This is a genomic window from Micromonospora sp. URMC 103 (genome assembly GCF_051386435.1).
Taxonomy (GTDB): domain Bacteria; phylum Actinomycetota; class Actinomycetes; order Mycobacteriales; family Micromonosporaceae; genus Micromonospora.
In genome coordinates, this window is sequence record NZ_JBPQTR010000005.1 from 604,408 (window position 1) to 618,678 (window position 14,271).

Here is a 14,271-nt window from a genome sequence, read left to right on the forward strand (position 1 = left end):
CCCCTGAGGAGAGCCCCATGACCACTCCCGCACAGCCGTGGCGCGGCGTCCACGTCGCGACGGCGCTGCCCCTGCACGACGACCTGTCCGTCGACTACGACGCGTACGGCGAGCACGTCCGGTTCCTCGCGGCCGGCGGCTGCGACGGCGTGACCCCCAACGGCTCGCTCGGCGAGTACCAGACGCTGACCCCCGAGGAGCGGGCGCGCGTAGTGGAGACGGCCGTCGAGGCCGCCCCCGCCGGATTCGGCGTCATGCCCGGCGTCGCCGCCTACGGCGCCCTCGAGGCCCGCCGCTGGGCCGAGCAGGCCGCCGAGGCCGGCGCCACGTCCGTCCTGCTGCTGCCGCCGAACGCCTACCGCGCCGACCGGGCGGCGGTCGTCGCCCACTACCGCGAGGTCGCGCGGGTCGGCATCCCGGTGGTCGCCTACAACAACCCGATCGACACCAAGGTCGACCTGACGCCCGACCTGCTCGCCGAACTGTCCGGCGAGGGCCTCGTCGTCGGTGTGAAGGAGTTCAGCGGCGACGTCCGCCGGGCGTACGAGATCGCCGAGCTGGCCCCCGACCTCGACCTCCTGGTCGGCGCCGACGACGTGCTTCTCGAACTCGGCGTCGCCGGAGCCGTCGGCTGGATCGCCGGCTACCCGAACGCGATCCCGGAGAGCACCGTGGAGCTCTACCGGCTGGTCACCTCGGGCGACGCGGCCGACATCGCCAAGGCGCTGCCGATCTACCGCGACCTGCACCCGCTGCTGCGCTGGGACTCCCGCACCGAGTTCGTCCAGTCGATCAAACTGTCGATGGACATCGCCGGCCGCAAGGGCGGCGCCTGCCGCCCGCCGCGCCTGCCGCTGCCGGCCGAGGTGGCCGCCCGGATCACCGCCGACACCGAGGCCGTCCTCGGCAAGGGCTACAAGTGAGATCCCGCCGCACGTTCCACGCCGTCGACTCGCACACCGAGGGGATGCCCACCCGGGTCGTCGTCGGCGGCGTGGGCACGATACCCGGGGCGACCATGGCCGAACGCCGGCTCTGGTTCATGGCGAACAGCGACGACGTCCGCACCCTGCTGATGTACGAGCCACGCGGCCACGCCGCCATGAGCGGCGCCATCCTCCAGCCGCCCACCCGCCCCGACGCCGACTACGGCGTGCTCTTCATCGAGGTCTCCGGTCTGCTCCCGATGTGCGGCCACGGCACGATCGGCGTGGCCACGGTCCTCGTCGAGACCGGGATGGTGCCCGTCGTCGAACCGGTTACCACGATCCGGCTCGACACCCCGGCCGGGCTGGTGGTCGCGTCGGTCCGGGTACGCGACGGCGCGGCCGAGTCGGTCACCATCGAGAACGTCCCCTCGTTCGTGCACGCGCTGGACCGGACGGTCGAGGTGCCGGGCTTCGGCGCGGTCGCGTACGACATGGCGTTCGGCGGCAACTTCTACGCCATCGTCGACCTGGCCGACCTGAAGCTGCCCTTCGAGCGCTCCCGCGCCGGTGACCTGCTGGCCGCCGGCCTCGCCATCATGGACGCGGTGAACGAGCAGGACCGGCCGGTCCACCCCGAGCGCGCCGACATCGACGGCTGTCACCACGTCTACCTCAAGGCGCCCGGATCGACCGCCAGGCTGTCGCGGCACGCCATGGCCATCCACCCCGGCTGGTTCGACAGGTCCCCCTGCGGCACGGGCACCAGCGCCCGGATGGCGCAACTGCACGCGCGCGGCGAACTCGGCATCGGCGAGGACTTCGTCAACGAGTCCTTCATCGGCACCCGCTTCACCGGCCGGCTGCTCGCCGAGACGACCGTCGGATCGGTTCCCGCGGTGGTGCCGTCCATCACCGGCCGCGCCTGGATCACCGCGACGTCGCAGTTCCACCTCGACCCCACCGACCCGTTCCCCGCGGGGTTCCTGTTGTGAGCCAACTGCCCGTGCCGGACCTGCCGGGCGTCGGTCGCCGGGAGAACCTCCGCGACCGCATCCGGGACGCCCTGCGCGCCGCGATCATCTCGGGCAAGCTGGAGCCCGGCGTCGTCTACTCGGCTCCCGCGCTGGGCGCGCGCCTCGGCGTCTCGCCCACGCCCGTCCGCGAGGCCATGCTCGACCTCGTGAAGAGCGGCCTCGTCGTGGCACACCCGAACAAGGGCTTCCGGATCACCGAGGTGTCCGAGGAGGACCTCGACCACCTGGCCGCCGTACGGCTGCTCATCGAGCCGCCCACCGTGCGGACCGTCGTGCCGGTCATCCCGAAGGAGGACTTCGACGAGCTGCGGACGCTCGCGCAGGCCATCGTCGACGCGGCGGAGCGCGGCGACCTGGTCGGCTACATCGAGGCCGACCACGTGTTCCACCTGACCCTGCTGGGCTACAGCGGCAACCGCTTCCTCGTGGACGTCGTGGCCGACCTGCGGTCGCGCACCCGGCTGCTGGGGCTCACCCCGCTGCTGGAGAGCGGACGGCTGGGCCGCTCGGCCGCGGAGCACCACGAGATCCTCGACTTCGTCGAGGCCCGCGACCCGTCCGGCGCCGAACTGCTGATGCGCCGCCACATCGGTCACGTGCGGGGCCTGTGGGCGGGCGGCAGGGACCCGGCGTGAGCGTGGACCTCGTGGTGGTGGGCGCCGGAGTGGTGGGCGCGGCGAGCGCCTACTTCGCCACGCTGGCGGGGCTCCGGGTGACCGTCGTCGAGCGCGGCGCCATCGCCGGTGGCACGTCCAGCGCGGGGGAGGGCAACATCCTGGTGTCCGACAAGGAGGCCGGCCCCGAGCTCGACCTGGCGCTCTACTCGCAACGGATCTGGCGTGAGGACCTCGCCGAGCACGGCGAGCTGTGGGAGTTCGAGTCCAAGGGCGGCCTGGTCGTCGCGGCGTCGGAACGCGGCGCCGCGTCGCTGCGCGCACTCGCCACCCACCAGCGCCGATGCGGTGTCGAGGTCCACGACGTCGCCCGGGCCGAGCTGCGCGACCTGGAGCCGCACCTCTCGCCGCGGCTCGCGGGAGGCGCCTTCTACCCGCAGGACGCCCAGGTGCAGCCCATGTTGGTGGCCGCCCACCTGCTGCGGCTCGCCCGCGAGCGGGGCGCGCGGGTGCGCACGCGGACCGAGGTGACCGGCTTCCTGCGCCACGGCACCCAGGTCACCGGTGTGCGCACCCCCGCCGGTGACATCCCGGCCGCCGCCGTGCTCAACGCCGCCGGCACGTGGGCCGGTGACGTGGCCGGCCTCGCCGGCGTGCGCGTACCCGTGCTGCCCCGGCGCGGCTTCATCCTGGTCACCCAGCCGATGCCGCCCCGGACGATCCGGCACAAGGTGTACGCCGCCGAGTACGTGGGCGACGTGGCCAGCTCGGACGCCGCCCTCCAGACCTCGCCCGTGGTCGAGGGGACCGCCGCCGGCACCATCCTCATCGGCGCCTCCCGCGAACGGGTCGGGTTCGACCGGACCGTGTCCGTCACCGCCGTCGCCACGCTCGCGGCCAAGGCGATCGCCCTGTTCCCGATGTTGCGCGACGTCCGCGCCATGCGCACCTACCTCGGCTTCCGCCCGTACTGCCCCGACCACCTGCCCGTCATCGGCCCCGACCCGCGTGCGCCCGGCCTCTGGCACGCCTGCGGCCACGAGGGTGCCGGCATCGGCCTGTCCGTGGGAACCGGCAAGCTCATCAGCCAGGCGCTCACGGGGGCGGGAACGGACCTCGACCTCGCGCCGTTCGCCCCGGACCGGTTCGCGGACCGGGAGGCGGCCGCATGACCCACCGCATGACCTTCCGCGGTGTCCCCGTCGCGGCCGAACCCGGCCAGAGCGTCGCCGCCGCGCTGATCGCCGCCGGCATCCCGGCCTGGCGCACCACCCGCACAGGCGGCAGACCGCGGGGGGTGTTCTGCGGCATCGGTGTGTGCTTCGACTGCCTCATCACCGTCGACGGCGTCCCCGACCAGCGCGCCTGCCTCGTGGCCGCGGCCGACGGCATGACCCTCGGCGAGGACGGGACGGGCGGCCCGGACGACACCACGGACCGGGGGGACAGCGATGCACAGGCCTGACGTGGTCGTGGTCGGCGCCGGCCCGGCCGGTCTCGCGGCGGCCGTCGAGGCCGCCGGCGCCGGACTGGCCGTCGTCCTCGTGGACACCGCGACGCAGCCCGGCGGGCAGTTCTGGCGACACTACGACCGCGCCCACGCGCGCCCCGACGACCGCGCCGGCCACCACGGCTGGCGGGTGTTCACCCGGCTGCGCGACCGCCTCGACGCCCTGCGGGCCGAGCGCCGGATCTCCTACCTCCCGGGTCGCCAGGTCTGGCTCGCCACCCGCGAGGCGACCGGCACGTTCACGCTCCGGACGACGGCCGCCACGTCCCCGGCCGCCGCGGGCTCGCCACACGATCCGCACCAGACCCTCTCCGCCCCGGCGCTCGTCCTGTGCCCCGGAGGGTACGACCGGCAGCTGCCCGTGCCCGGCTGGGACCTTCCCGGCGTGCTGACCGCCGGGGGAGCACAGGCGCTGCTCAAGGGCCACCGCACACCGGCGGGCCGGCGCGCCGTGGTGGCCGGCACCGGCCCGTTCCTGCTCCCCGTGGCCACCGGTCTCGCCCGGGCCGGCGTCACCGTCGCGGCCGTCGTCGAGGCCAACCGAACGCGGGGCTGGCTGCGCGACCCGGCGGGCGCGCTGTCCGCGCCGGGCAAGGGATTCGAGGCCCTGGGGTACGCGGCGCTGATGGCCCGCCACCGCATCCCGTACCGGACGGGGACCATGGTCCGCGAGATCCTCGGGACGGACCGGGTGGAGGCGGTACGGGTCGCCCGGGTGGACCGTGACGGGCGTCCGACCGGGCCGGACGAGGAGATCGCGGCCGACGTCGTGGCGCTCGGGTGGGGCTTCACCCCGTCCCTCGAACTGCCGCTCATGCTCGGCGTCGCGACGGGGAAGGACACCGACGGGTCCCTCGTCGTGGCCGTCGACGACTCCCAGCGCAGCAGCGTGGAGGGGCTGTACGTCGCCGGCGAGGCGACCGGAGTGGGCGGCGCGGCGCTGGCCCTCCACGAGGGTCGGCTGGCCGCGCTCTCCCTCGCCGCCGCACGCGGCCGCACGGCCGATCCGGCGGCGATCGGACGGCTGCGCAACGCCGTCCGGCGGGGACGTCGGTTCGCCACGGCCATGCACCGCACCTATCCGCTGCCGCCCGCCTGGCCGGAGTGGCTGTCGGAGACGACGCTGGTGTGCCGCTGCGAGGAGGTCTCCTACGGCGACCTGCGCCGCGCGCACGACGACCTCGGCGCCGAGGACGCGCGGACGCTGAAGATGCTGGCCCGGCCGGGAATGGGCTGGTGTCAGGGCCGGGTGTGCGGTCTCGCCACGGCCGAAATCGCCGCGCACCTGAGCGGACGCGAGACCACGCCGGACGACCTGCGCCCGCTTGCCACTCGCAGCCTCGCCGTGCCGGTGCCCCTGGGCGAACTCGCCGCCCTGACCGAGGAGACGACCCCCGCCGAGCCGGCGACCGTGCCGGTGGGAGAAGGAGGACGAGACGGTGACTGACGTGTGGAGCATCGACCCGCGTACCGGACGGCAGCGCGGCCGCGTCGCCACGGAGGCCACGGCCGGAGACGTGGACCGGGTGGTACGCGCCGCCGCGGCGGCCGCCCCCGCGCTGCACGACCGCGGCCGGCGCGCGGACCTGCTGCGGACGGCCGCCGCGCTGCTGGAGAAGAGCGGCGAGGAGATCGTCGCCACCGCCGACGCGGAATCGGCGCTCGGCGCGGTGCGGCTCACCGGCGAACTCGCCCGCACGTGCTACCAGCTCCGCGCGTTCGCGGACGTGGTCGACGCCGGCACCTACCTCGACATCATCATCGACCACGCCGACCCGGCGGCGCAGCCCGCGCCCCGCCCCGACCTGCGGCGCTACAAGGTTCCCCTGGGCGTGGTGGCGGTCTTCGCGGCCAGCAACTTCCCGCTGGCGTTCAGCGTGCCGGGCGGCGACACGGCGAGCGCCCTGGCCGCCGGCTGCCCGGTCGTGGTCAAGGCGCACCCGGACCACCCCGCCACCTCCGCCCTGTGCGCCGGGATCCTCCGGTCGGCGGCGGTCGAGGTCGGGCTTCCCGAGGACGTCGTCGGCCTGGTCCACGGCTTCGAGGCGGGTCCGGAACTCGTACGCCACCCGCTCGTCGCGGCCGTGGGGTTCACCGGCTCGGTGCGCGGCGGCCGGGCGCTGTTCGACATCGCCTCCTCCCGGCCGCGACCGATCCCGTTCCACGGCGAACTGGGCAGCCTCAACCCCGTCGTGGTGAGCACCCGCGCGGCCGAGACCAGGGCGGACGAGATCGCCGCGGGCCTCGCCGCCTCCTACACCCTGGGCATGGGCCAGTTCTGCGTCAAGCCGGGCCTCGTCCTGCTGCCCGAGGGGCCGGCCGGCGACGCCGTCGTCCAGGCCGTCGTCACGGCGGCCGTTCCGTCCGGGCCGATGCTCGACCCGCGCATGCGCGAGGCGTTCCTCGCCGGCGTGCGGTCCCGCGCCGCCCTGCCCGGCGTGGCGGAGCCCCTGGCTGCGGATGCGGCCGGCGACGACGGGACGCCGCTGGCCGTGCGGCCGGGCGTGCTGACCGTCGCGGCCTCCCGGCTCGTCGACGGCGGACCGTACGAGGAGTTGCTGGAGGAGTGCTTCGGCCCCGTGACCGTGGTGGTGCGCTACGGCTCGACGACCGAGCGGGACGCCGTGCTCGGCGCCCTGCCCGGCAACCTCACCGCGACCGTGCACCTCGCGGCCGACGAGCGCGACGAGGCGGCGGCGGCCCTGGTCGCCGCGCTCAGCGAGATCGCCGGCCGGGTCGTGGTGGACGGCTGGCCCACCGGCGTGACGGTCGCCCCCGCCATGCAGCACGGCGGCCCGTACCCGGCGTCGACGAGCACGTCCACGTCGGTGGGCAGCACCGCCGTCGAGCGCTGGCTGCGCCCGGTCTGCTACCAGAACGTGCCCGACCCCCTGCTCCCCGTCGAGCTGCGCGAGGAGAACCCGCTCCACCTTCCCCGTACGGTCGACGGCGTCCGCACCATCTGACCGAGACCGGGCGCGGCTCCGGCCGCACGCCCGCGCTCGTTCGTGCCCACGGTCGGCCGGCTGGCGGACGAAAGGTCCGTTGCCGGCCGACCGTTTCCGTGTGCGGCGGGCCGTCCTCGATCGACCCGGTTTCTGTGGTGTCGCGGTGTCCCCTCGTGGTCGACACCGCGCCTTCCCGGCCGTCGCGCCTGGACGTCGCGTCGATCATGCGGGTGGGGGATCGCCCGGCCGGCGCCGGCCGGAATTGACGCCGGTCACGCACCGGAGTGACGTCGGGCAGTCCCCGTAGCGGCTGTCGCGCCGTTGCACGTGTCCATTCGACACCGTTACGAGACCGTGACACCCGTATGTCGAGTAGGGGTGTTGACGCCTTCTATGTGAGCGCTAACACTACGGCAGTGTCACCCGTGGATCCGGCGAGTCCGGAGAGGAGAGACAGGTTGTGGGCAAACGATTTCTAGCCGTTCTCAGCGGCACGGTGCTGGCGCTCGGCCTGGCGGCCTGCGGTGGTGAGGGAGCAGGTGGCGGCGGCGACACGAGCGGGGAGAAGCCCGCAGACCTGACCATCGGCGTCTCCATGCCGACGCAGACCTCCGAGCGGTGGATCGCCGACGGCAACGCGGTGAAGCAGAAGCTGGAGGCCAAGGGCTACAAGGTCGACCTCCAGTACGCGGGGGACGACATCCCCACCCAGTCGCAGCAGGTCGACCAGATGATCACCCAGGGCGCGGACGTGCTGGTCATCGCGGCGATCGACGGCACGGCCCTCAGTGGCCAGTTGCAGGCCGCGGCCGACGCGAAGATCCCCGTCATCGCGTACGACCGGCTCATCCGCGACAGCCCGAACGTCAACTTCTACGTGAGCTTCGACAACTACAAGGTCGGCGTCGCCCAGGCCACCGCGCTGCTCGTGGGCCTCGGGCTGCAGAACAAGGACGGCTCGAAGGGCACCGCGAAGGGGCCGTTCAACATCGAGCTGTTCGCCGGCTCGCTCGACGACAACAACGCCCACTTCTTCTTCGACGGCGCCATGGACACGCTCAAGCCGTTCATCGACGACAAGTCGCTGCGGGTGAAGTCGGGCCAGACCGCCATCGAGCAGGTGGCGATCCTCCGGTGGCAGCAGGAGACCGCGCAGAAGCGGATGGAGGACCTGCTCACGTCGAGCTACAACGACGGCTCGAAGGTCCAGGGCGTCCTGTCGCCGTACGACGGGCTCTCCCGCGGCATCATCACCGCCCTGCAGAACGCCGGCTACGGCGCGTCGGGCGCCAAGATGCCCGTGGTGACCGGCCAGGACGCCGAGATCGCCTCGGTGAAGCTCATCAACGACGGCGTCCAGAGCTCGACGATCTTCAAGGACACCCGGCTGCTGGCCGACCAGGCGGTCATCGCCGCCGAGGCGTTCCTTCAGGACAAGGAGCCGCAGGCGAACGACACCAAGACCTACGACAACGGCGTCAAGGTCGTCCCGTCGTACCTCCTGCCGGTCCAGACCGTCTACAAGGACGACATCAAGACCGCCCTCATCGACTCCGGCTACTGGACGGCCGAGGAGGTCGCCAGCGGTCAGGCCAAGGGCTGAACCGTCCGCGGGGCCCGGCGCCGGCCACGCCGCGCCGGGCCCCACGGGACCACACACGACGGGTACGACCAGGACGGTGACCATGGCCGACAACATCCTCGAGATGCGTCACATCACGAAGACGTTCCCGGGCGTGACCGCGCTCCAGGACGTCTCGCTCGCGGTCCGGCGCGGCGAGATCCACGCCATCTGCGGAGAGAACGGCGCGGGCAAGTCCACGCTCATGAAGGTGCTCTCGGGCGTCCATCCCACGGGGTCGTACGACGGTGAGATCGTCTTCGACGGCGCGCCGGTGCACTTCCGCGGCATCCGTGACAGCGAGGCCCGCGGCATCGTCATCATCCACCAGGAACTCGCGCTCGTGCCCCACCTCTCGGTCGCCGAGAACATCTACCTCGGCAACGAGCGCCGTGGGGCCGGCGGTCTGATCGACTGGAACCGCACCAACGCCGACGCGGCCGAGCTGCTCGCCTCCGTGGGCCTGCACGAGAACCCGGTCACCCCGATCCACCAGCTCGGCGTCGGCAAGCAACAGCTCGTCGAGATCGCCAAGGCGCTGTCGAAGAAGGTGCGGCTGCTCATACTCGACGAGCCGACCGCCGCCCTCAACGACATCGACTCGGCGCACCTGCTCGACCTCATCCGGCGGCTCCGCGACGACGGCGTCACCTGCATCATGATCTCCCACAAGCTCGGCGAGATCACCGCGATCGCCGACTCCACCACGGTGATCCGGGACGGGCGGACGGTCGAGACCCTCGACATGAGCTCCGCCGAGGCCACCCAGGAGCGGATCATCCGCGGCATGGTCGGCCGTGACCTGTCGGCCTTCTACCCCGAGCGGGTGTCGTCGCCGGGCGACGAGGTGCTCCGCATCGAGGACTGGAGCGTCCGGCACCCGACCCAGGACCGCCTCGTGGTCGACGGTGTGACCCTGAACGTCCGCGCGGGCGAGGTCGTCGGGATCGCGGGGCTCATGGGCGCCGGACGGACCGAGCTCGCGATGAGCGTGTTCGGGCGGTCGTACGGCCGCAACATCACCGGACGGCTGTTCGTGCGCGGCCGGGAGGTCCGGGCGCGTACGGTCGCCGAGGCGATCGAGAACGGGATCGCGTACGCCACCGAGGACCGCAAGCGCTTCGGGCTCAACCTGATCGACGACCTGCGCCGCAACATCTCGGCGGCCGCGCTCGGCAAGCTCGCCCGGCTCGGCTGGGTCAACGGCAACGAGGAGATCAAGGTCGCCGAGGACGGTCGGCGCGACATGAACATCAAGGCGCCGAGCGTCATGGCGGTGGTCGGCAAGCTCTCCGGCGGCAACCAGCAGAAGGTCGTCCTGTCGAAGTGGCTGTTCACCGACCCGGACGTGCTCATCCTCGACGAGCCGACGCGCGGCATCGACGTCGGTGCGAAGTTCGAGATCTACACGATCGTCAACCGGCTGGTGGCCGACGGCAAGGCCGTCGTTCTCATCTCCTCCGAACTGCCCGAACTGCTCGGGATGTGCGACCGGATCTACACCCTCGCGGCCGGTCGGATCACCGGTGAGACGCCGGTCGCGGAGGCCACCCAGGAGAGCCTCATGGAACTCATGACGAAGGACAGGGAGCCCGTCCGATGACCACCACCAAGCCGCCGGCGGCCCCGCAGCGCACGCCGTCCGGCGACGGAGCCGCCGCCGCCCTGCACACCGGGACCAGCGATCCGCGCGCCCTGATCCTCGGCAACCTGCGCCAGAGCGGGATCTACATCGCCCTCGTCGTGATCGTCGCCCTCTTCGCGATCCTCACCGACGGTGTCTCGCTGAGCCCGGGGAACATCACGAACATCGTGCTGCAGTACTCCTACATCCTGGTGCTCGCGATCGGCATGGTCATCGTGATCATCGGCGGTCACATCGACCTGTCGGTGGGGTCGGTGGTGGCGCTCACCGGCGCCGTCTCCGCGGTGCTCGTCATCCGGCAGGGCCAGCCCTGGTGGGTCGGCATCCTCGCGGCGCTCGCCGTCGGCGTCGCGGTCGGCGCCTGGCACGGCTTCTGGGTGGCGTACGCGGGGATCCCGGCGTTCATCGTGACCCTGGCCGGCATGCTCCTGTTCCGCGGGCTGACCCTGCGGGTGCTCGACAACATCTCCCTGTCGCCGTTCCCGGCCGAGTACCAGCGCGTGGCGGCGGGTTTCCTCAACGGCCTCATCGGCGGGCAGGGCTACGACGCCTTCACGCTGCTCATCGGCGCGGTGGCGGTGGCCGGCTACGCGGTCAGCGTCTTCCGGACGCGACTCGCGCGCATCCGCTACCAGCAGCCCGTCGAGTCGTTCCCGCTGTTCGTGGCCCGGGTGCTGCTGGTGGGCGCGGTCATCATGTACTTCGCCTGGCAGCTCGCGCACGCGCGGGGCCTGCCCATCGTCCTGATCGTCCTCGCGGTCCTCGTGCTCGTCTACGGGCTGGTGACCCGCCGCACGGTCTTCGGCCGCCGGGTCTACGCGATCGGCGGCAACCTGTCCGCCGCGACGTTGTCCGGCGTGAAGGTCCGCACCGTCAACTTCTGGATGTTCGTCAACATGGGTTTCCTGGCCGCGGTGGCCGGCGTCATCTACTCCTCCCGGTCCAACGGGGCGCAACCGGCGGCCGGGAACATGTTCGAGCTCGACGCGATCGCCGCGGCGTTCATCGGGGGCGCGGCGGTCACGGGCGGTGTGGGCACCGTGGTGGGCGCCATGGTGGGCGGTCTCATCATGGCCGTGATGAGCAACGGGATGCAGCTCATGGGCGTCGACCAGTCGATGCAGTCGGTGGTGAAGGGGCTCGTCCTGCTCGTGGCCGTCGCCTTCGACGTGTACAACAAGCGCCGGGCCGGGTCGGCCCGCTGACGCCCGATGTTATCGCTAACATCAGCCGTCGGGTCGACGTCCGTGGATTCGACCCGGCCGCCGCCGTCACCGGTCCCGGACCGCGTCGTCGACAGCGGTCTCGCGCCGGCCGAGATGCGCCGGATCCCGTCCGGAGAGCAGATCCGACACCGCCTTCACGCAGGCGCCGTACTCCCTCGTGGAACTGACCCACCACCGTTGGGCGTACCGCCGGGCGCTCTCGTCGCCCACGCCGCTCGCGTCCACGCCGAGACGCCGACACAGCGACACGGCCCGGGGAAGGTGGAAGGACTGGGTCACCACGGTCGCCCGGTCCACGCCGAAGATCCGTTTGGCCCGCGCGCACGAGTCGTACGTGTCGAGGCCGGCGTCGTCCACCACGACCTTCCGCGCCGGCACGCCCCGGTCGACCAGCCAGCGCCGCATCGCGCCCGGCTCGTCGTAGTCGGCGCTCCGGTTGTCGCCGGACACCAGGATCGCCCGCACCCGGCCCGCCTCGAAGAGCCGCCGCGCGATCTCCAACCGCGCGGCGAGGAACGGAGACGGCGTACCGTCCGCGTCCACCTTCGTCCCCAGCACGAGGGCGACGGGCGCCTCCGGCACGTCGGCCTCCCGGTAGAGGTGGCCGTCCGCGCCGCTACGGATCCAGACCACGCTGGCCGCCGTGCCGCCGCCCGCGAGCACCGCGGCGACGACCACGGCGGCGAGCGTACGGCGGACGAGCTTCCGGTGCTGCCTGGACCACCGCGCCACCGTGGTGAATCGCCTCCGCATGCCGCGGAATTATTCCGTGGGCGGTTTCCGTGCTGATCGGCCCGTCCGGGTTGCCTGCTCCCCGCCGGGGGAGTAGGCAGAAGGTCCACCCGTGTCGATCTGCGGAGGCTACATGAGACCTCGGGCCCTCATCACCGCGACCATCGCGCTGACCACGCTCGTCGCCGGCGTGGCCGGTCCCGCCCACGCGAAGCCGGCCGGGCCGGCCGAGCCACCGAAGACACCGGTGGCCCGCGGTTACGGCGGCGCCGTCTCCACGGTGGATCCCACGGCCACCGCGGTCGGGCTCGACGTGCTGCGGCGCGGCGGCACCGCGGTCGACGCGGCGGTCGCCGCGGCGGCGACGCTCGGCGTGACCGAGCCCTTCTCGGCCGGCATCGGCGGCGGCGGCTTCTTCGTCTACTACGACGCCAGGACCCGGAAGGTGCACACGATCGACGGCCGCGAGGCCGCGCCCGCGTCGATGACCGAGACGAGCCTCGTCAACCCGTCCACCGGCCGGCCGTACGAGTTCGACGAGGCGCGAATCAGCGGACTGTCGGCCGGCGTCCCCGGCACGCTGCTCACCTGGCAGGACGCCCTGCGCCGCTGGGGCACCCGGTCGCTGGCGCAGATGCTCGCCCCCGCCGCCCGGGTCGCCGAGAAGGGCTTCGCCGTCGACGAGACGTTCGCCAGCCAGATCGCCGCCAACCAGGCCGCGTTCGGGCAGTTCAGCTCGACGGGCGCGCTGTACCTGCCCGGCGGCCGGCCACCGGCGGTCGGCAGCACCTTCCGCAACCCCGACCTCGCCGAGACGTACCGACTGATCGCCCGGCGCGGCACCGACGTGTTCTACCGGGGCGAGGTCGGCCGTGACCTCGTGGCCACCGTGCAGCATCCGCCGCTGGCGGCGAAGCCCGTCGGCGCCTGGCCGTACCCGATCCGCCCGGCCGGGATGACGACAGCCGACCTCGCGGCCTACCGCACCCGCTTCCCCGAGCCGACCCGGTCCGACTACCGCGGCCTCCAGGTCTACGGCATGTCCACCCCGTCGAGCGGCGGCATCGCGGTGGGCGAGGCCCTCAACATCCTCGAGCGGTACGACCTGCGGTCGATGACCCCGGAGCAGGCCATGCACCACTACCTCGAGGCGAGCGCGCTGGCGTTCGCCGACCGCAACCGGTACGTCGGCGACCACAGCTCCCCTCAGGTGGTCCGGGAGCTGCTCAGCGACGCGTACGCCAAGGAACGCGCCTGCCGCATCGACGCCTCGGCGGCGCTGCCCAAGCCGGTCGCGCCCGGTGTTCCCGACGGCGCCTACGGCGGCTGCTCGGCGGCGCCGGCCGCCGACACCCGCGACGACCGCAAGAGCACCACCAACCTCACGGTGGCCGACAGGTGGGGCAACGTCGTGGAGTACACGCTCACCATCGAGGCGACCGGCGGCAACGGGATGGTCGTGCCGGGTCGGGGCTTCCTGCTCAACAACGAGCTGACCGACTTCAACTTCGCGCCGACCCAGGGCAGTGCGCCCGACCCGAACCTGCCGGGACCGGGCAAGCGGCCGCGCAGCTCGATGTCGCCCACCATCGTGCTGGCCGACGGGCGGCCGTTCCTGGCCGTCGGCACGCCCGGCGGCGCGACGATCATCACGACGGTCCTCCAGATGCTCGTCAACCGGATCGACCTTCGGATGGACCTGCCGCAGGCCCTCGCGGCGCCGCGCGCGTCGCAGCGCAACGGCACCACGCAGGCCGAGCCCGCGTTCATCGCCGCGTACGCGGGCAAGCTTCCACGTGGCCACGCGTTCTCGGAGACGGCGGAGATCGGCGCCGCGACCGGCATCGAGTTCCTCCGCGACGGGCGGATGCTCGCCGCGGCCGAGCCGGTGCGCCGGGGCGGCGGCGCGGCGGCCGTGGTCGGCCGCTGGGGACGCGGGTAGGCGGGAGGCGGCCCAGGCTGGTCCGCACCAGATCGCCGATATGGCGGTATCCACTGCTCCGCGATACCGC

12 protein-coding genes are annotated in these 14,271 nt (G+C 72.9%); 11 read left to right on the forward strand and 1 reads right to left on the reverse strand.

The annotated features are described in order from the left end of the window. Positions 1 to 17 precede the first annotated feature (17 nt). The 10 genes from ACSNOA_RS15875 to mmsB all read left to right on the forward strand — a co-directional run bounded on the left by ACSNOA_RS15875 (position 18) and on the right by mmsB (position 11,506). Positions 18 to 923, forward strand: a complete 906-nt coding sequence (locus ACSNOA_RS15875) for a dihydrodipicolinate synthase family protein (protein WP_436659132.1) — start codon at positions 18 to 20, stop codon at positions 921 to 923. Further along, positions 920 to 1,921, forward strand: coding sequence for a proline racemase family protein (locus tag ACSNOA_RS15880; protein WP_436659134.1), 1,002 nt, complete (start codon positions 920 to 922; stop codon positions 1,919 to 1,921). The genes ACSNOA_RS15875 and ACSNOA_RS15880 overlap by 4 nt, the downstream gene beginning before the upstream one ends. After that, complete coding sequence (locus ACSNOA_RS15885; RefSeq protein ID WP_436659136.1) at positions 1,918 to 2,598, forward strand: GntR family transcriptional regulator; 681 nt, start codon at positions 1,918 to 1,920, stop codon at positions 2,596 to 2,598. The genes ACSNOA_RS15880 and ACSNOA_RS15885 overlap by 4 nt, the downstream gene beginning before the upstream one ends. Then, positions 2,595 to 3,749 (forward strand): NAD(P)/FAD-dependent oxidoreductase, encoded by a 1,155-nt coding sequence (locus tag ACSNOA_RS15890; RefSeq protein WP_436659137.1) that lies wholly within the window; start codon positions 2,595 to 2,597, stop codon positions 3,747 to 3,749. The genes ACSNOA_RS15885 and ACSNOA_RS15890 overlap by 4 nt, the downstream gene beginning before the upstream one ends. Continuing rightward, positions 3,746 to 4,042 carry a (2Fe-2S)-binding protein gene (locus ACSNOA_RS15895; protein WP_436659139.1) on the forward strand — a complete coding sequence of 99 codons (297 nt, stop codon included), beginning with the start codon at positions 3,746 to 3,748 and terminating at the stop codon, positions 4,040 to 4,042. The genes ACSNOA_RS15890 and ACSNOA_RS15895 overlap by 4 nt, the downstream gene beginning before the upstream one ends. Further along, positions 4,029 to 5,534, forward strand: a complete 1,506-nt coding sequence (locus ACSNOA_RS15900) for an NAD(P)/FAD-dependent oxidoreductase (protein ID WP_436659140.1) — start codon at positions 4,029 to 4,031, stop codon at positions 5,532 to 5,534. The genes ACSNOA_RS15895 and ACSNOA_RS15900 overlap by 14 nt, the downstream gene beginning before the upstream one ends. After that, the gene (locus tag ACSNOA_RS15905) at positions 5,527 to 7,053 is read left to right on the forward strand and encodes an aldehyde dehydrogenase (NADP(+)) (protein ID WP_436659141.1); all 1,527 of its coding nucleotides are present in this window, start codon (positions 5,527 to 5,529) and stop codon (positions 7,051 to 7,053) included. Before ACSNOA_RS15900 ends, ACSNOA_RS15905 begins: the two co-directional genes overlap by 8 nt. A 442-nt stretch (positions 7,054 to 7,495) precedes the next feature. Further along, entirely contained in the window at positions 7,496 to 8,638 is a 1,143-nt protein-coding gene (gene chvE, locus ACSNOA_RS15910; protein ID WP_436659143.1) for a multiple monosaccharide ABC transporter substrate-binding protein, read from the forward strand. An 82-nt stretch (positions 8,639 to 8,720) separates the two neighbouring features. Then, entirely contained in the window at positions 8,721 to 10,259 is a 1,539-nt protein-coding gene (gene mmsA / locus ACSNOA_RS15915) for a multiple monosaccharide ABC transporter ATP-binding protein (protein WP_436659144.1), read from the forward strand. Then, entirely contained in the window at positions 10,256 to 11,506 is a 1,251-nt protein-coding gene (gene mmsB, locus ACSNOA_RS15920; protein WP_436659146.1) for a multiple monosaccharide ABC transporter permease, read from the forward strand. Before mmsA ends, mmsB begins: the two co-directional genes overlap by 4 nt. A gap of 66 nt (positions 11,507 to 11,572) precedes the next feature. Here mmsB and ACSNOA_RS15925 read toward each other — a convergent pair whose 3' ends face one another. Beyond that, the gene (locus ACSNOA_RS15925) at positions 11,573 to 12,280 is read right to left on the reverse strand and encodes a SanA/YdcF family protein (protein WP_436659148.1); all 708 of its coding nucleotides are present in this window, start codon (positions 12,278 to 12,280) and stop codon (positions 11,573 to 11,575) included. Positions 12,281 to 12,392: 112 nt separating this feature from the next. Here ACSNOA_RS15925 and ggt point away from each other — a divergent pair, with 112 nt between their 5' ends. Then, entirely contained in the window at positions 12,393 to 14,201 is a 1,809-nt protein-coding gene (gene ggt, locus ACSNOA_RS15930; protein WP_436659150.1) for a gamma-glutamyltransferase, read from the forward strand. The last annotated feature ends 70 nt before the right edge of the window (positions 14,202 to 14,271 follow it).